The following is a 22,307-nucleotide window of genomic DNA, read 5'->3' as shown; positions in this document are numbered from 1 at the left end:
TGTTTTCAATCTAAAATTAATGGGGATACTACCTACAGAAAAAGTCAAACTACCTAAAAATACGCATCGGGAATAATTAAAATGTCCCCAGGCATCATCAAGACATTAGCTGACAAATCTGTATCATCAATCAGGTCGTCAATCCTTACTCCAAAAGGCTTCAATTCTCCATTCACGTCCCTGATAACACTGGCTCTATTGCCATCAGCATATTGGTTCAGACCAATTTGAATAATAACATCCAATAACGTCATCCCCCTCTCGTATGGAATGGATTTACCCTGGTAACGTCCTACGCCACCACCACCGGCTCCACCACCACCGCCACCGGCTCCACCACCAATTCTCCCAATAACCCTGATTTGCTGAGTGCTAATCCCTTTGAATCCGCTTACCATAACAACCACCTGCGGACTCTTGATATAGGTCGAAAGCACCTTCTCAATGTCCCGAGCAAGTTCAAATGGCGTTTTACCACTGGCCAACAATTCTTCTACTAGAGGAACGGTTATCTTTCCATCCGGACGAACGGGTGCTGAAGTAGATAACTCAGGGTTACCCCAAACAAAAATGTTGACACTATCACCGGGCCCTATCTGATAAGTATAATCAGCAGCCTGTTGCACATCCTCAAGCAGAGGTTGGGAACAACCAACAATACTAGAAACAAGGACAAACTCTATCAAACAGTACAACAACTTTTTTTTAAATATCGGCATATTCATAATCTAAGTAGTTACCCCAATTACCTGCTCAATTCTCTACTTCTTCAAGGATTTTTTTTGCGTTATCTTTACCAGAAAAACTTCGTTTTTGCTTTTCAGACATACTAATAGCTTGTTTAAGCTCACTTATTGCAGTCGCTTTATTACCCGCATTCATGTGTGCAACTCCTAAGTGATATCTAAACTCAGGCAGTTTAGGCTCTTTTAGAATCAAGGACTGTAATAACTTAAGTCCCTCCTCATTACTACCAGCTTTAATTAATGCCCAAGCATATGTATCTTGAAAATAGGAATTCTCGGAATCTTTAAATACTTTTGCTAACTCCATACCTTGACCAATCTCGTCGCGACTGTTTGACTCCACCAATAATGATGCTAAATTGTTAATAGCTAATTTATTGTCAGGATTTTTATCGAGCACTGATTTATACGCCCTGATTGCATTTTCCTTTTCGTTTAATTGCTCATACAAAGCAGCCAGAGCCATAGCTAATTGAGGATCATCTGGATTGACTTCCAATCCTCGCAAATACACATCTTTAGCTGAAGAAATATTTTTATTCATCATGGCCTCAACCCTTGCTAGAGCGAGATAAATAGATACTGCCTTTGGAGTGTGTTTAATCTGATCCGTCAGCAGCTTTTTGGTTTTTACAAAATCATTATTTGCAATATATATATCACTCAAAGCACCGACTGCATTTAATTGATCAGGATACTTCAAATGATGCTTTTCTAAATAAGCAACAGCCTTATCTCTTTGCCCAAGAGCCTCGTAAGATCTAACTAAATTAATCAATGAATTTAGATGATTAGGATACTGTTGTATCAATCTGTCATACAAGCTAATTGATTCAGAATACTTACCTTTACCCTGCAAAATATTGGCTTGAAGATATATAGGCATCGCCTTATCTTTAGAAAAAAGTGCTAGCCGCTGAATAGCCTCTTGGGCGCCATCCCACTTTTTCTCCAAAATATCCAACTCAGCCTTACTGGTAAGCAGTAAAACATCGTTTTGTTTTATCGATAACGCCTTTTCAAGATATTGTCTAGCATTTTCATTTTGCCCAGCCTGTATGTAGTTACTATATACTCGAGAAAAGGCCGTCAAATTGGCTGGATTAACTTCTAAGGCCTGCTTAAAACTTTTCTCAGCCTGTTTCCGATCTTGTTTTATCAAATAGGCATCACCTAACAAGGAATAAACATCGTCTACATTAGTTTTGTTCCATATAAGCTTATTCAGAAACTCAATGGCTTCATCCGTTTTATTTTGAGCCAGCAAAAAGCGACCTTTAAGCAAATTTGCCTGAATCAATTCTGAATTAACACTAAGAACATCTCTCAACGAGCTTTCTACAGCACTAAACTGCTTTTCCGTTAGCGCAATTTCCGCAAGAATGACTTTAGCTGACAAGCCTGCTTCGTTATTCTTCTCTAGCTGAACAACTTGTTCCAATCCTTCTTTACCAGTCTCAGCATACCCTGACGCAACCATCCATTTCGATAGCTCTAACAACACCTTAGGTTGCCCTTGATGACGGTTAAGCATAGCCTTGTACTCTGGAATAACCCGATCTTTAGCACGAGCATTTAGGAATTCGATCAAAACGATTTCAGGTTCGCTTTTATCATTTGATTTTTCAACCATTTCCCTTAATAGCCTCTCCGCCTCCTCAAGCTTATCAGTCATCGAGTAAATGGAAGCCAAACTCAATTTAAAGTTACTAGCATCCGGGTATAACTGAATAAGCTCCTCATACCCCTTTATCACACTATCTATATTATTCAGCCCTGCATCGAGTTTAATTTTAAATAAACGCAAAGGAAGGTTTTTAGGCTGTTTTTCCAACGCTCTATTTACCAATCCCAAGGCTTGATCTATTTCATTTTTTTCAGCAAGTAAAGCCGCCTGCAACGACAACGCCTCAACATTATCCGGGCTGTCCTTCAAAACAAAATCAACTATTTCCGCTGCTTGATCTTTTTTCAACTGCTTAATATAAACTGATGCCTTGATCAATTTTGCATCAGTATTGCTTGAATCACTTGCCAAAACTGACTCAGCTTGCTCCAATGCTTTCTCCAAATCTCCGAAAACGATATCGAGCTTACCCAGTTTTATTTTTGCGGAAGTCAAACTTGGCTCTAATTCTAAGGCCCTAATTAGGTTTTGCCGCATAGACTTGAAATTATTATTTTTTTCGTCCAATAAGGCCATATAGAAATAGGTCTCACCAAACTTATCGCTGCTTTGGCTAGACGTCTTCAACTCCAGCAAGGACTTATCAAACTCCCCTTTTTCAAAAAACTCCTTACCTTTTTGCAAATGACTCTGAGCAGCCTCCTCCGGAGAGGAACATGCCGCTGTTTGCAATAAAAATGAGCATGCGAGCACTACGGAACTGATTATTTTTTTCATCCTATTACCAAAACCTCGATATTTTATCTGGCTACCTATTAATCGCCGAGAAATATATAATTACATTCGATCCCGTCATATTAACTAACAATATTTTCTTTTATCCAGGAATATAACTCTAACAAATCGGGATGCATATTTCCCAAAACAGCCTGAGTAGTAATGAAATAAGGCGCACGTATTCCATGATAGTCAATATCCTTACCAACTCGTTGAAAATCTATACCTGACCGATGCATCAAACGCGGCAAGAACGGCTCCATCATTGCAAACACATTTGTACGCCCATCAACCTCTGTCAGGACTGTGGCAGCAAAAAAACAAGCAACTGCTATTGACGAAAAAGTCCTCTGCTCTTGAGGCGAAAACTGTAAGCCGTTAATTTCACCGAAACGCGTTAGAGTCTCTCCAGTACGTCTACGAAACGCCCCATCCACAGCTAATCTGGATATTTCGCATACTGTATTTCTCTGAAGCTTTAAATTATCTATAAGCTTGCTATCTAAACTAACTCCACAGTATTTTTCTAACGGCAATGGATTATTGTGTCGTTCTCCGATAGCAGGAACCATTCTTACACAACCAGCCGGGATACCAGTTTGCAAATGCGTAATCAAACAGTGGCGGGAATATTGATCGTATTCGTCTACTTCAAGGCGATTAGCAAAACGTTCAACAGGCTCATATTTAAACTCTTCACAATAAACACGATATCTTACTTGAAAAACAAATTCCTTTTGAGCGTCACTTTCAGCGAGACCCACCTTGAAGTAACGGCTAAAACTTTCTGCCAGTGATAACTTAGGCCCCACATCCATCTTGCCCTCTCATTTTCACGAGCATCATCCAACTACAAATATTTATCGATGTCATGTGCTTTAATTCCCCATGCCAGTAAATGCGCTATTCGATCATTTGCTAATCCCAAACGATTAGACATAGCTTGAAACAAGCCTTTCAAAAATAAATAACCCTGCACCGGATGATCGTCCAAGTAAACGCTCAACATGTCACTACGAACTTCAAGTAAACACACATCAGTCAATGAAACAACAGAGGCCGTTCTCTCTCTGGGCTCGTACAAACAGACATCTCCAAATACTGCCCCAGCCTCTAAATCACAGAGGCCGGGACTTATGCGCCGATTCCCATCCAGCTCTGCACCACCTAACACTCTAACAACACCTTCTTCTATGAGAAATAATGTGTTTCCTTGCTGGCCTTTTTTAACGATAGTCTGCCCCGCACTTAGGCGATATCGTTTCCAGCCGGAACCGTCGGAGAATTGCGCATTAGTTAGTACGTCACTAAATAATTCTTTCATGTCCGCCTGAATTTGCAAAGTAATGATCCTACCTACTGCTTATAAGGTCGTATAATAATTAACGTAGTATAAAAAACACTTAAAATCGACACTAAATGCAAAGCTACATTTATTACAGCTACTTGAGCGCAGCAATCGCTTATGGTTTTTTACTTTTATACGCTTGCTTTAGGAAAAACTGGCATCTGCCTTTCATAATAGCAGTTTTGTGCTCTTTAGCATGGTGCACAAGCGTGATAATCGCCACAAAAAACAGCCATTTCTTCTTCGCTGACACGCTGCCGTACGAAACTCTCCGCAATGCATCTTGGTTTTTGCAGCTTGGAGCACTGCTATCCAAACAGATATACAACGATCACAAGCAAATATTTAAGTCGAATGTTAGTGTGGTCGCTACCCTAACTATCGTGCTGGTTTTAGGTATTGAGATCTTCCCTGGCTACCTAACCCTAATCCGAGAACATCTGAACGTCGATCCTCGTTTCGCATCGCACGTTGTATCCGCTGTATTTGGCCTCATCCTGGTTGAGCAGCTTTACCGCAGCACCCCCCTGAAGCAAAGGTGGAATCTCAAATTTCTGTGTATAAGCCTTGGCTCGCTATTCGCGTTCGATTTGCTCGTTTACAGCAAATCACTGCTATTCAGCAGCTTAGACTTCGAGCTCTGGCAGTCACGAGGTGTAATTAACGCACTCATGACACCACTTTTAGCAGTCACATTGACCCGACTAAAGCTTAACAGCCAAAGTACAGAACTGACAACACCTCGCAAAACTATTTTTTACTCAACGATCCTGCTAGGTTGCGGCATCTATTTAATCCTCATGTCGTTTGCCGGTTTTTATATCAAACGCGCAAATACCGAATGGGGTGAGGCTGCACAAACTCTGTTTATTTTCCTCGCCATTCTCCTGCTGATTATCCCGTTTACATCCGGAAAAATACGGGCGATCTCCAAGGTGTATTTTAGTAAGCACTTTTTTCACTATAGCTACGATTACCGAGAAGAGTGGCTCAAGATCAGCAAATCGCTGGCAAAACTTGAGTCGCTTGAGGAACTGAAAGGATTCATCATAACCACTTTGACGGACTTAGTAGAAAGCGCAGGGGGCGGTTTGTGGTTAAAAAACGATCAAGGCCATTTTTTTCTAGCCGCAGAACAAAACCTCAAACTCACTCCACAAGAAATTGAATATCTCCACAACATAGGCGACCTGCCTCAATATTTAGCTAACAAGCAATGGGTCATCGATTTTTTCGAACTCGCTCATGCTCCAGAAGTGTACGATGATATAGATCTATCGCCGTGGTGCTACGAAGATAGCCAAGTGTGGCTTATAGTGCCGCTATTTCACCTAAACAAACTTGAAGCTTTTGTCGTGTTAACTCAGGCACGCGCGCCACGCAAACTTGACTGGGAAGACCACGATCTTTTAAAAACTGTGGGAATGCAACTTGCCAACGCTCTCGCTCTGAACCGGACAAGCGAAGAACTCGCCAATAATCGTCAATTTGAAACTTATCACCGCCTTTCAGCATATTTGGTACATGACCTCAAAAATCTGGTGGCCCAGATTTCCCTGATCGTAAAAAACGCGGAAAAACATAAACATAACCCGGACTTCTTCGACGACACCATAGACACGCTAAATAACGTAGTCAAAAAAATGCACCATATAGTCGAACAGTTAAAACAAGGCGAGACCAACACAACCACAGCCAATACCTTCATTAATTTGGTGGAATTGGTTAAAAACATCGCGCAACAGCATCTCGGCACTCCGCCATTGCAGATGGAAACCACACTCAGCGAGTGTTTCGTGACGGCCGACAAAATCAAACTTACCAATATCTTGACTAATTTGGTTCAAAACGCCCAAGACGCCATAGCGACAAGCGATGGATGGGTTAAGCTTGAATTAACAAAAAACCAAGACTATGCTGTCATCAAAATTATCGATAACGGTATAGGCATGGACCAACAGTTCATTGCTGAACGCCTATTCAAGCCGTTCGATACGACAAAAGGCAATGCCGGAATGGGTATCGGCGCCTACGAAGCCCGCGATTACATTCTAAAGCAGTCTGGAAATATCCGGGTTGATAGCAATCCAGGCCAAGGCACTGCTTTCACCATTCAATTACCACTAGCTCAGCGAGTTTCCGCAAATCAAGGAAATAATGATCACTTCTAAAGTACTGTTAATTGTTGAGGACGACCTAGGCTTACAAAAACAACTGAAATGGGCCTTCGAACAATACGAAGTAGTAATTGCAAGCAATAGAGATGAAGCAATAGCAGCACTTAGACGATATACGCCAAGCGTCGTTACCTTGGATCTCGGTTTACCACCCGACCCCACCAACGCCACTGAAGGACTCGCCACTCTCAAGGAAATCCTCGCATTAGCGCCAGCCACCAAGATAATCGTGGTAACTGGCAATGATGACCGCGCAAATGCTATTCATGCAGTAGCCTTAGGCGCTTATGACTTTTATCAAAAGCCGGTAGATCCGGACGTCTTGGGCCTAATCATAGAAAGAGCGTTTCAACTCGACGCATTGGAGCGCGACTATCACATATTGCAGCAACAAAAGCCCCTGACGGGCGTGATCGCCACCAGCCCACAAATGCAGGCGGTCATGCGGATGATTGAAAAAATTGCACCTACTCAAGCGACCGTATTGCTAATCGGCGAAAGCGGCACCGGTAAGGAGCTAATGGCAAAAGCCTTGCATCGCTTAAGCGCACGCGCCTCTCAACCTTTTGTAGCGGTGAACTGCGCAGCCATACCAGAAACATTGTTAGAGAGTGAATTATTCGGCTACGAGAAAGGTGCATTCACCGGCGCGGTAGCACAAACTAAAGGCAAAATCGAATATGCGCAAGGCGGCACATTCTTTTTGGACGAAATCGGCGACCTACCTTTTGCGTTGCAAGCAAAATTGCTGCGATTTATCCAGGAACGCGTGATAGAACGGTTAGGGGGTAGAAAGGAAATTGCCGTGGATGTGCGCATCATATGTGCAACACATCGCCATTTACCCGATCTTATTGCACAAGGTAATTTCCGGGGCGACTTATATTACCGGCTCAGTGAGATCGTCGTTGATATTCCTCCTTTACGCGAGCGCGAGGGGGATATCATCACGATAGCCAATGTACTGTTACAACGCTATTGCCGCGAAAACAATTCCAAGGAAAAGCATTTTTCCCACGACGCTGCTCGTGCTCTTGAAGCTTATAACTGGCCCGGCAACATTCGCGAGATGGAGAACAAAATCAAACGTGCCGTCATTTTATCCGACAACAATTTCGTCACCGCCGAAGAGCTGGAAATTGGTACCGATAACGACAAGTCTATGCCGCTGAATCTAAAGTCGGTAAGAGAAGCGGCAGAAACGATCGCCATCAAACGAGCTCTGACCTACGCAGACAATAACATATCCGAAGCAGCTAAATTATTGGGCGTTACCAGGCCGACCTTGTACGGTTTATTTGAAAAATACGGACTGCAAGCTTTGCTGCGTAATCATACTGATGAACACCAGGAATGACATAGAAGGCCTGACCAGATAGTTCCAGGGGAGGGTTTTACGCAACGGATTTAAACGGATAAATCAGATTCTCGATACATAAGAAATAACCCCGATTTGCTTTACCTGGCGCCCGCCCATATCGACAGAAACGTCATTTGTAATATCCGAATATAAGCGGAAATCGTGTCGGTAGTCCTCAAACCATAAGGAATTTTCCAACACTTGCTTTGTGCTCAAACAATAAAGCAGACGAGTACTCTGAGGACTGGCATCGCCTATTTGCTGTATATCAAACCCTTGTTTTTTAACACTATATGCCAGTGCCGGATTGGATAACATATACCAATGCTTAATGCCCTGCCGGAGAGAATAAACAGCCGCCGCCCGATACAGCCCCCACATTATGTCTCTATTGATATTGCGGTAATCGTGCAGAAAACTAATTTTGCGATTTTCTTCAGGTGCGTCTATAGCCGGATTTCTGAAAGCAAACCGCTTTGCGTCCTTAGTAACGCATAGTCTGGAAATTTCAACGGAATTTTTGTATCTGCCGCTAGGTATACGTTCAGATGTAATGCTACTTTCTTGAAACGGAAAAACGTGTCCTTTGGGCTTGACCATCCTCAACCCGCCCAACCACTGCTGCGTGTATTTATGCCTGACTAAAAAATGAATTGCGCTTTTATCCCATTCGTCGATTTCTTGCTGCGCCGGAAACCGCTCCGTATCGTCGAAGCCTATTTCATCGCAATAAACCCGGTATCTGAGTTGATAATGAATTTTTTTACTTTCCGGCGTATCAGCTAAAAATACCTCGAAACAATGATCGAAAGACTGCTTCTGTCGATTCAAGATACACCCCACCCTATAAACAAATATTCATAACAAGTTCAAATAGCTATAGCCACTTTGTCTCGTTCCGCAGGTAAGGATGGTATAGCAAATCGAGTCAATTTCAAGCTAAATTGTAAAAAAAACCGACACTCGCTGATTAGATTTTTTAATTTCCTCGTTCTGTCTAGCTCGCATTCCAGCGTAAATCCAGTGTAAACGGATAGTCTTTATTTAACTCCTCACTCGGTAATTCCAACACGGTGTCCGTCGGCGTATGACCGTGCTGCCAAAAACGACTAACCCTGCGTCCTTCAGCTTCGTAAGCATTAACCGGCAGCGTATCGTAATTGCGGCCGCCCGGATGAGAGACGTGATACGTACAACCGCCGATAGACCGGCCGTTCCAGGTATCAACCAAATCGAATACCAGCGGGGCCTGCACACCGATAGAGGGATGCAAGGCCGACGGCGGGTTCCAAGCCCGATAACGGATACCCGCCACCAGCTCTCCTTGCTTGCCGGTGGCCTTTAACGGCACCCTGCGACCATTGCAGGTTAAGGCATAGCGTTCACCCATCGCCCCACTAAGCGACACCTGCAAGCGTTCCACCGAGGAGTCGACATAACGGGCGGTGCCGCTGCTGGTAATTTCTTCACCTAACACGTGCCATGGCTCAATAGCCTGATACAGATCCAATTGCAGATCGTTAACCCGCAGACTACCGATTCTAGGAAACCGGAATTCCAAAAACGGCGCGAACCATTCTGTCTTGAATTCGTACCCCGCGGCTTGCAGATCGCGCGCCACATCGTAAATATCGCTGGCAATGAAATGCGGCAACATAAACCGGTCATGCAATTGCGTCCCCCAGCGCACCAAGGGCTTCTTGTATGGCTCGCGCCAAAACCAAGCAACTAGGGTTCGCAGCAACAGCATTTGCATCAAACTCATTCGTGCATGCGGCGGCATTTCGAACGCACGCAACTCCAGCAGACCAAGCCGTCCGGCATCGGTACCCGGCGCATAAAGCTTGTCGATACAAAACTCGCTGCGATGCGTATTGCCGGTCATATCCACCAGTAAATTGCGGAACAGCCTATCAACCAGCCAAGGCGCGGCTACTTCGCCCTCCGGCATTTGTTGGAAGGCAATTTCCAGCTCGTACAGACTGTCATTGCGCGCTTCGTCGACGCGCGGCGCCTGGCTGGTTGGACCGAGAAACAAGCCGGAAAATAAATAGGACAAGGCTGGATGATGTTGCCAATAGGTGACCAAGCTGCGCAACAAATCCGGCCGCCGCAAAATCGGACTATCGGCCGGCGTAATGCCACCCAATGTCACATGATTGCCGCCACCCGTCCCAGTATGCCGGCCATCCAGCATGAATTTCTCGGTGCCAAGCCGTGTCAGCCGGGCCAGCTCATACAAAGTGGTGGTGTTATGCACCAGCTCTTTCCAACTGGCGGCCGGATGAATATTCACCTCTATCACGCCAGGATCGGGCGTCACCGGCAAACGGGTCAGACGCAAATCGTGCGGCGGCTGATACCCCTCTATCACCACTGGCATTTTCAAAGCCGCTGCCGTGGCTTCTACCGATGCGATAATATCCAGGTAGTGCTCCAACTCGGTAGTGGGCGGCACAAATACATATAAGCGGCCTTCACGGGTTTGCACCGACAAAGCGGTATGCGGCACCCATTCCGGGTCGTGCGGCATCTCATCGTCGGCCGCGTCCATTTCGGTCGGATGCAATTCCTGCTTTGCCATTTGACTGTAACGACGGCTAACTTCCGAATCAATATCGCCCAAAGGTTCCACCGGTTCGTAAAGACTGCGTTCATGGGGGTGATCGCGCTTTTCGAACGGCACCCAAGGCAAACTGTTCAAAGGTAAACGCAATCCCATCGCCGAATCGCCCGGCACCAGGAACATCTCCCCGCGGCGGAATTCCCAAGCGCTACTGTTCCAAGCGCTGGCCTGATAGCTCCAGTGCAAAGGCAAAACATAACCGACCGGCGCGCCGAGATCCGCGCTGAGCAATTTGGCCAAGCGCTGGCGCTCCAAGTCGTCTTTTAAATCGACTTGCAAAGGATCGAGGTTTTTCGGAACCAAACCCTCCTGTAATAAATAGTAAAGAGGGTCTTCGAAACCCGGCAGAATGAATTCTCCGGCCACACCCAACCGCTTGACCAGATCACGGATAAAAGCTTCCGCCTGCTTGATGTCGAACCCATAATCGCGGGTCTCATCCGCCAACAAGGCCGGATTCTTCCAGATCGGCTTGCCGTCCTTGCGCCAGAAACACGCCAACTGCCAGCGCGGCAACGGCTCGCCCGGATACCATTTGCCCTGACCGAAATACAACAAACCGCCCGGCGCAAAGCTGTCACGCAAACGTCTGACCAGTTTTCCGGCCAACTTGCGTTTTTCCTCGCCGTCGGCATCGGTGTTCCATTCCGGCGCATCCATGTTGTCGATGGACACGAAAGTCGGCTCGCCGCCCATGGTTAGACGTACATCGCCCGCTTTCAGCTCGGCGTCCACCTTTTCGCCCAGACGCTCAATGTCTGTCCATTGCCTATCGGTGTAAGGCTTGGTAACACGCGGATCTTCATGGATGCGGCTAACGCGATTGGAAAAACCGAAAGTAGTCTCGGCCTTGCCGATAAAGCCGCCGCTGACCGGTGCTGCACTGACATAGTCGGCGGTGCAGGCTAACGGAATATGGCCTTCGCCGGCAAACAGTCCGGACGTTGGGTCAAGACCAACCCAACCCGCACCCGGGATGTAGACCTCAGCCCATGCATGTAAATCGGTAAAATCGTGATCGGTACCGGAAGGGCCGTCCAGCGATTTCACATCCGCTACCAGCTGTACCAAATACCCCGATACAAAACGCGCGGCCAAACCCATGTGCCGCAGTACCTGTACCAACAACCAGCCGGAGTCTCGACAAGAACCCAGCTTTTTTTCCAGGGTTTCTTCGCAACTTTGCACACCCGGCTCCATGCGGATTGCATAATTGACGACCTGATTCACAGCTTGATTGATGCCCACCAGAAAATCGACGATACCTTGCTTGTCCCAATTCAACCCGGCCAGAAAGGCTTTCAGTAAAGGGCCATGCTCACGAATTTCCAGATACGGCGCCAGTTCCTTGGCCAATTGCTCCGGATAGGAAAACGGATAATGTTCGGCATACTCTTCCAGAAAAAAATCGAAGGGGTTGATCACCGTCATGTCGGCGATCAAATCCACCTCTATCGAAAACTCGGTGGTTTTTTCCGGAAACACCAAGCGCGCCAGATAATTACCAAACGGATCCTGCTGCCAGTTAATGAAGTGCTTGTCCGGTTTGATGGTCAATGAATAGGCACTGACCGCAGTCCGTGAATGTGAAGCCGGCCGCAGCCTCAGCACATGCGGAGTCAACTGGACTGGATGATCGTAGTGGTAACTGGTTTTGTGGTTGATCGCGACTCTGATACTCATGCTGACACCGCATTGGCTGCTTCACTCTCTGCCTGCAACAAGCGCAGATTTTCCTCTACCCCGGCCGCGTGCGTTAATTCAGCAACATTCTGCTTGGTGAAAAAACCGTCGAAATTCCCGAAACGTTGTACATATTCCACAATCAACGAGGAATGCTCGGAAGCGCTGGAAAATATCTGTTTTAGACCTTCCTCGCGCGAACCGATGACATCCAACAGAAAATCCTTGCCCCTAGCCCGGATAGCCTGCACCACATAATCGATATTGGCTAAACCGTTGATCTCGCCATCGGCCACTTCCAAAGCCACATGATGCAAGCGCGGACCATAGTTACGCACGAAACTCTCGGTCGGCGACGGCAAGCCCACCAGATGATTAACAAAATACGGGTGATTGGCAGCGGTAAACACTTTGGCCGGGCTAATGCGTTCCTCGGGATAATGGATGCTTTTGGTTACATTGGTCGAAGAATTCTGATTGGCAATGTCGTAAGACCCCCAATAGTAATAGCTGGAGAGCGTCAAATATTCCAAGATCGCCACTTCCCGATTCTGACTATAAACCCGGGTGGCTAAATGATCGATGGGGCGGATCAGTTTATCCAGCCCTAATTCTTCCTGAATTTCCTTGGCTTGCAGGTAGCCGCGATTCACTTCGTCGAGAATGATGCTGTTTCCCAAAGCATATACTCGGATGTCCTCCGGCGGCCTTTCCCAGTAAGCGACGATGTTATGGGTATATGGCGACGGCTTGACGATCGCCATATTGCCCGGCAATTCCAGTTTGCGGATTTGATCCTGATTGAAGAAGCGGATTTCCCTGGCTTTTTGCTGCTCGACCACTTCGTGCAAATTGCTGACCCGGAAAATCTCGCCCATATAGCGTGAATTGGGCTTGTGGGCGCCGATCGGATACACCTCGTTCAGACTGCGGAAGATGTCGCCCCGACCGGGTGCACGCACTTCCCGCACCAACAAGTCCGGCGAATTCATATCAATCCGCAACACATGGGTCCAATGGCTCTCTGACTCCAAAGTCACCAGATAGTGGTAAGGCGTCATTAACGCCAATTCGCTGACATAAGCCGCCGAACAACCCGGCTCCACCGTCAACATCAGCGCGTCGATTTCGCGGATCATTTCGGTCAGACCGGTACGATCCCGGTTTTCCAGCAATTTGACCAGAAACTCGTCAAACCAGGGCGAATTGGCCTTGTCGCCCTGCTTGGGGTGGATCAGTGAATTTATCATCCGTTTACCTCTAACTCTATTTGTCCGTTAGGCTGAATCGCCAAAATGTCCTTTAAACCGTCGGCAAGTCACATATTTCCGATGCGGTTCAATCAATTGTTTATTCCGGCCCGTTTAGAAAAGCCCGCTGAATTTCCCCGCCAAGCGCATTGTTGCGCAAAATGAAATCCTGCAAAAACTCATGCAAGCCAATACTAAAAATGTCGGCCATCCGCCCGTAATGCAACCGCGCATGATTTTCGCCGGCTAACCGCAGACATTCCATGCCCCGCTGCCGGCACAGCTGCTCCAAAATAGGCGCCAACTCATCGTAGCATGCATGTAAGGAACGCGGCATGTCATCGCGTAACACCAATAACTCCGCCACTTTCCAGGGCTCGATGGTGTCCCGAAACACTTTTTGATAGGCCTCGAATGCCGATACAGAGCGCAGCAAGGAACTCCATTCGTAATAGTCGACCTGTGCTTCCTGAGCATCAACAGCCGGCAACAGCAATTGGTACTTGGCATCTAAAAGTCTCGCGGTATTGTCGGCCCGCTCCACAAAGCTTCCCAAACGCACAAATTTGTAACTGTCATCGCGCAGCATGGTCCCGAAGGTAACACCGCGAAACAGGTGCGAGCGGGATTTCACCCAGTCGCAAAATTCGCAAATATCGGCTTCGTTCAGACCCTGGCGAATCCGTTGCCTTAGTTCCAGCCACAAGGCGTTGACGGTCTCCCACATCTCCGAAGACATCGCCACCCGCACCGCCCGCGCATTTTCTCGCGCCGAGTTAAGGGCGCTGACGATACTGGACGGGTTACGCTCATCCAGAGCCATGAAGTGAATTACATTGGCGGCAGTATAACCGGAGTAGTTTTTCTCGAAAGCCTCGATATCGTCGGCAATCTGCACCGGGGGTTTCCAGCGTGCGGTTTCGTCGTAGGCGCTATTTGCTACCAATGACATCCGATAGGTCACGTCCAGCACCCGCGCCATGTTCTCGGCGCGCTCGATATAACGCGCCATCCAGTAGAGATGATCGGCGGTGCGGCTCAGCATGGTGCGTCTCCATTCAATACCCAAGTGTCCTTAGTGCCGCCGCCCTGCGAGGAATTGACCACCAGCGAACCTTCCCGCATCGCCACTCGGCATAAGCCACCCGGCACCAGCGTGGTGGTTTTGCCGGACAACACAAACGGTCGCAAGTCCACATGACGCGGTGCCACCCCTTGTTCAACCAAAGTCGGACAAGTCGACAATGCCAATGTAGGCTGAGCGATGTAATTGTCGGGCTCGGCCAAAATCCGCGCCCGAAAATCCTCGATCTGCTGTTTGGATGAGGTTGGACCCACCAACATGCCATAACCGCCGGAACCCTGTACTTCCTTGACCACTAGTTCCTCCAGATGCTCTAACACATATTTCAAATCGTCAGGATTTTCCAGCTTATACGTGGGCACGTTGGACAGGATAGGCTCCTCACCCAGGTAAAAACGCACCATATCGGGTACATAGGTATAGGTGGCTTTGTCGTCTGCCACCCCCGTGCCAATCGCGTTAGCCAGCGTGACGCCGCCGTTGCGATACACCGAGACCAAACCCGGCACACCGAGCATAGAATCTTCGCGAAACGCCAGCGGATCGAGAAAATCGTCGTCGATGCGCCGATAAATCACGTCAATGCGCTTTGGGCCTTCCGTGGTGCGCATGAACACCGCATTGTCCTTGCAAAATAAATCCTGGCCTTCCACCAGTTCTATACCCATTTGCTGGGCCAGAAATGCGTGTTCGAAGTAAGCACTGTTGTAGGCACCGGGGGTTAGCAGCACCACGGTCGGATCGTAAACGCCGGGCTGCGCCACCGCCCGCAAATTGTTCAGCAACACCTGCGGATAATGCTCGACCGGCGCTACCGCATAACGGCGGAACAGTTCCGGGAACAGACGCATCATCATCTTGCGGTCTTCCAGCATGTAGGAAACCCCGGACGGCGTGCGCAGATTGTCTTCGAGCACATAAAATTCGTTCTCGGCGGTACGCACGATGTCGACGCCGGCGATATGCGCATAAATGCCGCCCGGCACGTCCACGCCCTGCATTTCCGGCCGATACATCTCGTTTTCCAGAATACTGGCGGGAACGATACCGGCTTTGATGATTTCCTGATCGTGATACAGATCGTTCAAAAACGCATTCAACGCCGTTACCCGCTGTATCACGCCGGCCGACAATACCCGCCATTCCGTGGCGGCCAGAATGCGCGGCACGACATCAAACGGAATCAGCCGTTCGGCGCCGGCCTCGTCGCCGTACACGTTGAATGTAATTCCCACCCGCCGGAACAGCATTTCCGCTTCGCGGGACTTTTGCATCAACTGGGCATGATCGGTACCGCTCAGCCACTCCGCGAATGGTTGATACAGGCGCCGGACGCTACCGGTTGAAGTGCGCATTTCATCGAAAAAAGTATTTATATTCATGACCATCCTTCAGCAATCCACATGCCAATCTCATTAATGTCTATTTATCAAAAAGTTAAATCGCCGCTACGTCGCCCAAACCGCATTACGCACCACATCAGTGCAACACTCTCCGGCAAGCGCCCTGAAAACGACCACAGCAGTTCAAACGCCATTGTTATTTCCGCACACGTTGATTATTGTGGCCGCCTTAAACCAGCAATTGCGGCGAGGTCAGACTGATGCAAACAGCTTTTTGTACCATCTTCGGTGAAGTACTATTCGACAACTTTCCAGACGGCAGCCGGCTCCTCGGTGGCGCACCGTTTAATGTCGCCTGGCATCTGCAAGCTTTGGGCCGGCCTGCCCTGTTTATCAGCCGTGTGGGGGAAGATGACGCCGGCCGCGAAATCCTCGCGGCCATGCAAAGTGTCGGCATGACTCGATCCGCGATGCAGATCGACGCCGATCATCCATCCGGCAGCGTAGCGATCAGCATAACAGATGGGCAGCCCAGCTACCGGATTCTGGACCAGCAAGCTTACGACTACATTGATGCAGAGGCTTTCCATCATCTCCGCAAACAGGGCTTGCTCTATCATGGCAGCCTAGCCTTGCGAAACAGCGTTTCCAGGCAAGCCTGCCTCGATTTGCAACAAACCTGGAGTGGCCCGGTGTTTCTGGATGTCAATCTGCGCGCGCCCTGGTGGCAAACGAATGAGGTCTTGGAATGGATAGCCGGGGCGGATTGGTTGAAACTGAACGATGAAGAGTTGGAATTGCTGCTGCCCGGCGAGCAGAGCATTAGCAACAAGATGCACTTATTGCAGCAGACTTATCATTTAAGCGGCGTGGTACTTACGCGCGGCAGCCAAGGCGCGATGGCGTTAGATTCAAAGGGTGAGTTGCTCGACATCGCTCCCGACAATAACATCGAAATTGTCGATACGGTTGGCGCTGGTGACGCGTTTGCAGCGGTTTTGTTAGTGGGGATTACCGAAAACTGGCCTATGCCTGCGATGCTAAAACGGGCGCAGGATTTTGCGTCCGCGTTGGTAGGTCAGCGCGGCGCGACCGTCGCTGACCCAGCCTTTTATCAAAGATTTATTGACGCGTGGCAATAACAAAAAACGACATGTCTTGCGCCTCTGCTGCACTCATCAAGACTGTTGTCTGGCAGGCACGCCGTCCGACCAATCGTCGGATTGAGCAGAGAAAAACTTTTTAAATGGCGGCATAAAGCTGGCGGTGATCGGAATCGAATAAAAACAGTACATCGCCGCCGCTTCGCCGGTACTGACTCCGAAAAACCATTGCGGCATGAACAAGGTCATCAATGCCCCAAAGCAATGATAGATCCCGATGCGCCAATTGTTTTTCCAAACAAAAGCGCTGAACGCCAATGCAAACAGCGAGCCATGGGTCACCAGCAAACCAAAGGCGCTGGAGATCGCATAACCGATGTGGTAAATGCCCGTAAACAGGCAAGAGTTCATCCGGCCGATGAAGTTAGGGTCTATGTCAAACAGCTGCCAGTCGTTCGGCAAGCGGGTCAAAATCAAAAACAAACCACTCAAGGAACTGCCGACAATAAAGGCTTTCTTCAAGGCTTTAGGGTCAGACGAATAAGTCGCCAAAGCCGGCATGATCGCAAAGGCTTGTAAACTGATATGCACCGACGACAGTTCGCTCAAAAAAAGGTTGGTGCCATAACCGCACTGGTCCGCCACCGGATAGGCGAAAAACTGAATGAACTCCATCAAGGAAAAATGGAAGATGGCATAGGCACGGGCCAATCTGACCCAAAAGGTTTCGTCTTTATCCAGAAAAGTCACACTCGATGCGACCAGGCCTGCTACGCCCAATCCCAGCGACATATTGGCGCTAAAACACATGGTTAATCCGTCATTTAAATTTTTAGAAACGGCTCGCGCGCAACTGCGATTGCCGGTTTAGTCTATTGGTTTCGGTCATCTTTACCGGAAGGCAAAGATACACGTAGCGGCGTTTTATTGCAGCAATTTTGTGGAAATACCAAGATGACGGGCCGAGGCAACACCAACTTAGCGCGGCCGATTGGCTAACTCAATCTGTTCTATCAACTGTTCGGCGCCATCCAACTCTCGATCATAAACGTCGGTACGATAAGCCTCGCTATTCAGCGTAACCGAGGATGCCGATACAGAAGTTTCTGCTTTCGCGATGTTGATACGGGTTAATGTAGACAGGCCGGGCTGCAAGGGATTGGCCTTGAGTTCCGCGGCATCCAGCGCGACGCGTACCTGCATGCGTTCGGCGATATGAATAAAATTACCGGTGGCATTATCGGTCGGCAACAGCGCAAAGATACTGCCGGTGCCAGGGTTAATGCCCTGCACCCGGCCGTGATAAAGCCGGTCGTCACCATAAGCGGCGACGCGAATTTCCGCCTTCTGCCCCGGCCTAACCCCAGCGATCTGGCTTTCCAGGAAGTTGGCTTCTATCCAAACATCGTCCAGCGGCACGATAGCTAGCAAGGGCGCGCCAGCCTTCAGATTATCGCCGACTTGTACCTTGCGCTTAGCAACGCAACCCGAGACCGGCGCGACCAGATTGCGCCGCTGATAGTCCAGATAAGCCTGGCGCAAGCGGCTCTTGGCTTTTTCCACGGCGGGATGATTATCGATGCCGGAATCCAGCAATTGCGCATCGATACTGCTTTGTTCGGCGCGAATTTCTTTAATCGCCGCGTCCAGCTCGCGGACCTTGTCCTGCGCGGTTTGCAGTTGCTGATCGGAAACCGCGCCGTCCTTGGCCGCCGCGTTGAAGCGCGCCAAATCGTGATTGACTTGTTCCAATACGGCTTGCTTGACCAACACCCGCTGCGTCAAGGTCTCGGATTTGGCGCGCAAACTGACAATATTCCGCACCGCCTCCGCCAGTTCGGCCTGCGTTTGCTGCAAGGCTATGCCGGCATGCACGCCATCCAGCCGCACCAACACCTGGCCTTTTGCCACGCACAGCGTGTTTTCGGCCAATACTTCCACCACGGTGCCGTCGGTCTGTGTTTTCAGCGTAATTAAATGCCCGGCCACGAAGGCGTCGTCGGTGGCGATCCAGTCGCGATGCGCCAGCCACCAATACCCCAGATAAGCCAATCCGGCCAGCAATAAGGCCAAGGTGACGCCTTGCAAGCGGCGCCGGCGTTGGCGCAGAATTTCCCGAGGACGAATTTTTTTTGGCATGTTTGCGGTCATGGCATTGCGGGTTTAGTGTCGCTGTAGCCGCCGCCCAGCGCCTTGATAATATTGATCTCGGCTTTGTGGCGTTCGCCCACCAGAGCCGCCAAGCGAAACTGTTGTTGGTAGACCTCCAATTTGGCCAGACTCGGCGCGGCGCGGTCAGACAAGCCATGACTGCGTAAACTGTCGGCCAGCTTGTCAGCGGCTAATGCGTCGGCCAGGCTTTGCCGCTGGGCCACCAGGCGCTCATCCAGCTCGCGCCAGCGGCTCAGCGCATCCGCCACCTCCTGCACCGCATGCACCAAGCTGCGGTTGTAACGCTCGACCGCCGCGTCATAAGCAGACTGCTGATAATTCAAATTGGCACGCAAGCGGCCGCCTTCGAAAATCGGAAACTCTATTGACGGCCCGACCGCATAAGCCAGGCTGGAACCTTGCAACAACACATCGCTCAAGCTGACGCTATGCAAACCGGTGAAGGCCACCAGATTGACGTCGGGGTAAAACGCCGTCTCGGCCACCTTGATTTCCTCGGCCGCCGCCTCGGCATGCAAACGCGCCGCGCTAATATCGGGACGATGCGCCAATAAATGCAAAGGCAAATCCACCGGTAGGGTTAACGCCTGGTCAACCTGACCTGGTTCGATAACGATGCCGGCCCCCCAATCCGCACCCTTTCCGGCCAGCGCCGCCAACAGATTTTTATTTAATTCCACATCGGCGCGTGCCGCAGCCAAACCTTGCTCGGCGTTAGCAAGAGCTATTCGAGCCTGCAATATCGGGGCGTCGGCGGCCAAACCGGTCGCCAGACGCGTCTGTTCAAATTGCAACAACGCCTGACGCTCGGCGACGATACACTCAGCGATGCCTTGTTTTTCGCCGGCCGCCAGCAGCTCGAAATAAGCCCTGGCCACGGTAGAGGCCAACAATAGTCGCGCATCGGCCAATTCCGCCGCAACCGCCAGCGAGCGGCCGACCGCGCCTTGCAGGGCCGCCGCGTCGCGCCCCCAAAAGTCCAGGTGGTACCGCAAGATCAGGGGATTGATCAGCATTTGCCGAAAATTTTCACCGGCCAGTTTGGCTTGCACGCTGTTCGCGGAGAATCGTTGCGCCGAGAAGCTGACATTGGCATCAACCGTCGGATACAGCTCGGCAGCCTGCGCATCGACCATCGCCTGCGACTGCCGCAACCGGGCTGCTGTGGCCTTGAAATCCGGATTATCGGCGAGCGCGGTCATTATCAAGCGCTGCAATTCCGGGCTGGCGAAGCGCGTCCACCAATCCTGCGCCGGCCAGACATCGCTGCTTGGGAAACTACCGCGGGCGACAGCGACGGTGTTTGTCATTTCGGGCATTGGTAATAGGCTGGCGCGTGGAGTTTCTTCATCGCCGAACCGGGCGCAGCCTGCTGAAAAGCTCGCCGCCAAGGTTAACGCAATCAGTCTGCGGGCAGACATCAGGCTTCCTCCGCGAGCAATTCCTGAGTTTCCCGGCGCAACGCCTGCTCGACACTGACTTTCACCGGCGTGCGAGTCGGGTGCGCAAACCAGACCAGCGCCGCCATGCCGACAAACAGGCAACCTGCCAACCAAAAGGCATCGTTCATGCCGTGCAGAACCGCATCTCGGCCGGCTAGCTTGGCATATTTGGCCAAAGCCGCCGTCTCGGCGAACCCCAACGAATTCAGTGCAGCCAGCGCGGGATGATCAGCCAGTTCAAACACGCCATGATTTTCGGCAAAGCGGGTCAGATGCTGCGGCACCCGCCGGTACAACACGATGCCTTGTACGGCAATGCCGATTGCCCCGGCGGCTATTCGCATCAAATTAGCCAGTTCCAGTGCCCGCCATTGCCGCTCGGCCGGCAGGCCGTGCAGTAATAAGGCGGTCATCGGTACGAAAAAACTGCCCAGGCAGGCGCCTTCCAGTAATTTCGGCCAGAACAATTGCGCAAACGAGTCCGGATCGTCGAAACGGCTCAACCAAAAATAGGTGGCGGCAAACCCCAGCAAATTCGCGCTCGCTAACAGCCGGGCATCGCAGCGTTTGACGATCTCGTGAAGGACGCTAGCCATCGGTTTGGCCAAGATGGCCATCGGCAGAAACACCAAACCGGCTTCCCAGGACGAGTAACCGAAAGCCAGTTGTAACTGTACGATTAACATAGACAACAAGCCTTGAAAACACAGAAAACCGGTGAATAAAATGAAGACGCCGATGGCGAAATTGCGCTGGGTAAACAGGCGAATATCCAGGAACGGCCGGCGCACATTCAATTCCCAGACCACCCAGTAAATCAGCGTAACGCCTATCAACGCGATTAAGCCCTCGATATAGGTCGAGTGGGTCCAATCCCAGTCGTTGCCCTGATTCAACAAAGTTTGTAAACCAAACACCAGCATCGCCAACAAGATAAAGCCGACGCTATCGAAGCGCTGCCAGGACCGCCGGTGACCGCGCCGATATAGCAGCGCGCCGACGATGCCGGCAATCGCCAATGCCGCTGGGATGTTGAGCCAAAACAGCCAGCGCCAACCCAGATTATCCGCTATCCAGCCACCCAAGGGCGGGCCGAAAGTGAACGGCGTCAACGTAAATATGCTCCAGACGCCGATGCCGAGCGATTTACGTTTATCGGGATATTCCTTAAGCAACAAGGCCTGCCCCAAGGGCAGCGTCAAACCGCCGGCAAAACCCAGCACAATGCGCCCGGCCAGATAGCTATAAAAGCCAGTGCAATACGCGCAAATGAAAGAAGCCACAGTAAAAGCCAGGAAGGCCGCGACGAAGGGTCGATATTCGCCAAAGCGTCGCGCTAACCAGCCCCCCACCGGAAACGCCAGCGCCAGCGCTATCATGTAGTCAGTCTGGGTCCAAGTCGCAAAACTGGGCAGCACGCCCAAGCCGCCGGCTACTCTGGGCAGCATGGCGATGTAAGCGCCGGCATTGAAGATCACCAGCGCATGCCCGAAACCCAGACACAGATTAAACAGCGTAAAACGCCAGCCGCGCAGGCGTTTTTGATAGACCACACTCATCCGATTATTG

At 49.9% G+C, this 22,307-nt stretch carries 17 protein-coding genes; 4 read left to right on the top strand and 13 right to left on the bottom strand.

The genetic code is table 11. The features are described from left to right. Positions 1-53: 53 nt before the first annotated feature. The 4 genes from ACR64Q_RS03695 to ACR64Q_RS03680 form a co-directional block, all read right to left on the bottom strand. On the bottom strand, positions 54-725 hold the full coding sequence (locus ACR64Q_RS03695; RefSeq protein ID WP_026603756.1) for a polysaccharide biosynthesis/export family protein: 672 nt from the start codon (positions 723-725) through the stop codon (positions 54-56). Between the two features lie 28 nt (positions 726-753). Next, positions 754-3,150, bottom strand: coding sequence for a tetratricopeptide repeat protein (locus tag ACR64Q_RS03690; protein ID WP_026603755.1), 2,397 nt, complete (start codon positions 3,148-3,150; stop codon positions 754-756). Positions 3,151-3,230: 80 nt separating this feature from the next. Continuing rightward, positions 3,231-3,968 (bottom strand): PEP-CTERM/exosortase system-associated acyltransferase, encoded by a 738-nt coding sequence (locus ACR64Q_RS03685; protein WP_026603754.1) that lies wholly within the window; start codon positions 3,966-3,968, stop codon positions 3,231-3,233. A 32-nt stretch (positions 3,969-4,000) separates the two neighbouring features. Further along, positions 4,001-4,474: a Crp/Fnr family transcriptional regulator gene (locus ACR64Q_RS03680; protein WP_026603753.1), complete on the bottom strand. Its 474-nt coding sequence runs from the start codon at positions 4,472-4,474 to the stop codon at positions 4,001-4,003. A 95-nt stretch (positions 4,475-4,569) separates the two neighbouring features. Here ACR64Q_RS03680 and prsK point away from each other — a divergent pair, with 95 nt between their 5' ends. Continuing rightward, positions 4,570-6,669 carry an XrtA/PEP-CTERM system histidine kinase PrsK gene (gene prsK, locus ACR64Q_RS03675; RefSeq protein WP_313733621.1) on the top strand — a complete coding sequence of 700 codons (2,100 nt, stop codon included), beginning with the start codon at positions 4,570-4,572 and terminating at the stop codon, positions 6,667-6,669. After that, positions 6,656-8,032 (top strand): PEP-CTERM-box response regulator transcription factor, encoded by a 1,377-nt coding sequence (gene prsR, locus ACR64Q_RS03670; RefSeq protein WP_313733620.1) that lies wholly within the window; start codon positions 6,656-6,658, stop codon positions 8,030-8,032. Before prsK ends, prsR begins: the two co-directional genes overlap by 14 nt. A 63-nt stretch (positions 8,033-8,095) precedes the next feature. Here the strand turns inward: prsR and ACR64Q_RS03665 are convergent, their stop codons facing one another. The 5 genes from ACR64Q_RS03665 to ACR64Q_RS03645 all read right to left on the bottom strand — a co-directional run bounded on the left by ACR64Q_RS03665 (position 8,096) and on the right by ACR64Q_RS03645 (position 16,066). After that, on the bottom strand, positions 8,096-8,866 hold the full coding sequence (locus ACR64Q_RS03665; protein WP_313733619.1) for a PEP-CTERM/exosortase system-associated acyltransferase: 771 nt from the start codon (positions 8,864-8,866) through the stop codon (positions 8,096-8,098). Between the two features lie 166 nt (positions 8,867-9,032). Next, a complete protein-coding gene (locus tag ACR64Q_RS03660) occupies positions 9,033-12,344 on the bottom strand; it encodes a transglutaminase family protein (protein ID WP_313733618.1) in 3,312 nt (1,103 codons plus the stop codon). After that, entirely contained in the window at positions 12,341-13,594 is a 1,254-nt protein-coding gene (locus tag ACR64Q_RS03655) for a hypothetical protein (RefSeq protein WP_026603748.1), read from the bottom strand. Before ACR64Q_RS03655 ends, ACR64Q_RS03660 begins: the two co-directional genes overlap by 4 nt. 100 nt (positions 13,595-13,694) lie before the next feature. After that, positions 13,695-14,639 carry an alpha-E domain-containing protein gene (locus ACR64Q_RS03650; RefSeq protein WP_020485025.1) on the bottom strand — a complete coding sequence of 315 codons (945 nt, stop codon included), beginning with the start codon at positions 14,637-14,639 and terminating at the stop codon, positions 13,695-13,697. Continuing rightward, the gene (locus tag ACR64Q_RS03645; RefSeq protein WP_313733617.1) at positions 14,633-16,066 is read right to left on the bottom strand and encodes a circularly permuted type 2 ATP-grasp protein; all 1,434 of its coding nucleotides are present in this window, start codon (positions 16,064-16,066) and stop codon (positions 14,633-14,635) included. The genes ACR64Q_RS03650 and ACR64Q_RS03645 overlap by 7 nt, the downstream gene beginning before the upstream one ends. A gap of 15 nt (positions 16,067-16,081) precedes the next feature. On the opposite strand from ACR64Q_RS03645, the gene ACR64Q_RS03640 reads away from it, so the two are divergent. Together ACR64Q_RS03640 and ACR64Q_RS03635 are read left to right on the top strand one after the other, a co-directional pair. Continuing rightward, positions 16,082-16,282 (top strand): hypothetical protein, encoded by a 201-nt coding sequence (locus ACR64Q_RS03640; RefSeq protein ID WP_483823270.1) that lies wholly within the window; start codon positions 16,082-16,084, stop codon positions 16,280-16,282. Beyond that, on the top strand, positions 16,282-17,163 hold the full coding sequence (locus ACR64Q_RS03635) for a PfkB family carbohydrate kinase (protein WP_313733614.1): 882 nt from the start codon (positions 16,282-16,284) through the stop codon (positions 17,161-17,163). Before ACR64Q_RS03640 ends, ACR64Q_RS03635 begins: the two co-directional genes overlap by 1 nt. A gap of 36 nt (positions 17,164-17,199) precedes the next feature. Here the strand turns inward: ACR64Q_RS03635 and ACR64Q_RS03630 are convergent, their stop codons facing one another. The 4 genes from ACR64Q_RS03630 to ACR64Q_RS03615 all read right to left on the bottom strand — a co-directional run bounded on the left by ACR64Q_RS03630 (position 17,200) and on the right by ACR64Q_RS03615 (position 22,297). Continuing rightward, a complete protein-coding gene (locus tag ACR64Q_RS03630; RefSeq protein WP_313733613.1) occupies positions 17,200-17,934 on the bottom strand; it encodes a DUF5765 domain-containing protein in 735 nt (244 codons plus the stop codon). 168 nt (positions 17,935-18,102) lie between these two features. Further along, positions 18,103-19,263 (bottom strand): efflux RND transporter periplasmic adaptor subunit, encoded by a 1,161-nt coding sequence (locus ACR64Q_RS03625; RefSeq protein WP_313733612.1) that lies wholly within the window; start codon positions 19,261-19,263, stop codon positions 18,103-18,105. A gap of 8 nt (positions 19,264-19,271) precedes the next feature. Next, on the bottom strand, positions 19,272-20,717 hold the full coding sequence (locus tag ACR64Q_RS03620) for an efflux transporter outer membrane subunit (protein WP_313733611.1): 1,446 nt from the start codon (positions 20,715-20,717) through the stop codon (positions 19,272-19,274). Next, positions 20,717-22,297 (bottom strand): DHA2 family efflux MFS transporter permease subunit, encoded by a 1,581-nt coding sequence (locus ACR64Q_RS03615; protein ID WP_313733610.1) that lies wholly within the window; start codon positions 22,295-22,297, stop codon positions 20,717-20,719. The genes ACR64Q_RS03620 and ACR64Q_RS03615 overlap by 1 nt, the downstream gene beginning before the upstream one ends. Positions 22,298-22,307: the final 10 nt, after the last annotated feature.

It is taken from the genome of Methylomonas sp. 2F7 (genome assembly GCF_057126975.1).
Note: the sequence above shows the minus strand (reverse complement) of the source record. Positions and strands in the feature narration are given on the sequence as shown.

Coding starts and splice junctions, on each gene's coding strand:
- ACR64Q_RS03695 (WP_026603756.1), bottom strand. CDS start 725: ATGAATATGCCGATATTTAAAAAAAAGTTGTTGTACTGTTTGATAGAG.
- ACR64Q_RS03690 (WP_026603755.1), bottom strand. CDS start 3,150: ATGAAAAAAATAATCAGTTCCGTAGTGCTCGCATGCTCATTTTTATTG.
- ACR64Q_RS03685 (WP_026603754.1), bottom strand. CDS start 3,968: ATGGATGTGGGGCCTAAGTTATCACTGGCAGAAAGTTTTAGCCGTTAC.
- ACR64Q_RS03680 (WP_026603753.1), bottom strand. CDS start 4,474: ATGAAAGAATTATTTAGTGACGTACTAACTAATGCGCAATTCTCCGAC.
- prsK (WP_313733621.1), top strand. CDS start 4,570: ATGCAAAGCTACATTTATTACAGCTACTTGAGCGCAGCAATCGCTTAT.
- prsR (WP_313733620.1), top strand. CDS start 6,656: ATGATCACTTCTAAAGTACTGTTAATTGTTGAGGACGACCTAGGCTTA.
- ACR64Q_RS03660 (WP_313733618.1), bottom strand. CDS start 12,344: ATGAGTATCAGAGTCGCGATCAACCACAAAACCAGTTACCACTACGAT.
- ACR64Q_RS03655 (WP_026603748.1), bottom strand. CDS start 13,594: ATGATAAATTCACTGATCCACCCCAAGCAGGGCGACAAGGCCAATTCG.
- ACR64Q_RS03650 (WP_020485025.1), bottom strand. CDS start 14,639: ATGCTGAGCCGCACCGCCGATCATCTCTACTGGATGGCGCGTTATATC.
- ACR64Q_RS03645 (WP_313733617.1), bottom strand. CDS start 16,066: ATGGTCATGAATATAAATACTTTTTTCGATGAAATGCGCACTTCAACC.
- ACR64Q_RS03640 (WP_483823270.1), top strand. CDS start 16,082: ATGCCAATCTCATTAATGTCTATTTATCAAAAAGTTAAATCGCCGCTA.
- ACR64Q_RS03635 (WP_313733614.1), top strand. CDS start 16,282: ATGCAAACAGCTTTTTGTACCATCTTCGGTGAAGTACTATTCGACAAC.
- ACR64Q_RS03630 (WP_313733613.1), bottom strand. CDS start 17,934: ATGTGTTTTAGCGCCAATATGTCGCTGGGATTGGGCGTAGCAGGCCTG.
- ACR64Q_RS03625 (WP_313733612.1), bottom strand. CDS start 19,263: ATGCCAAAAAAAATTCGTCCTCGGGAAATTCTGCGCCAACGCCGGCGC.
- ACR64Q_RS03620 (WP_313733611.1), bottom strand. CDS start 20,717: ATGTCTGCCCGCAGACTGATTGCGTTAACCTTGGCGGCGAGCTTTTCA.
- ACR64Q_RS03615 (WP_313733610.1), bottom strand. CDS start 22,297: ATGAGTGTGGTCTATCAAAAACGCCTGCGCGGCTGGCGTTTTACGCTG.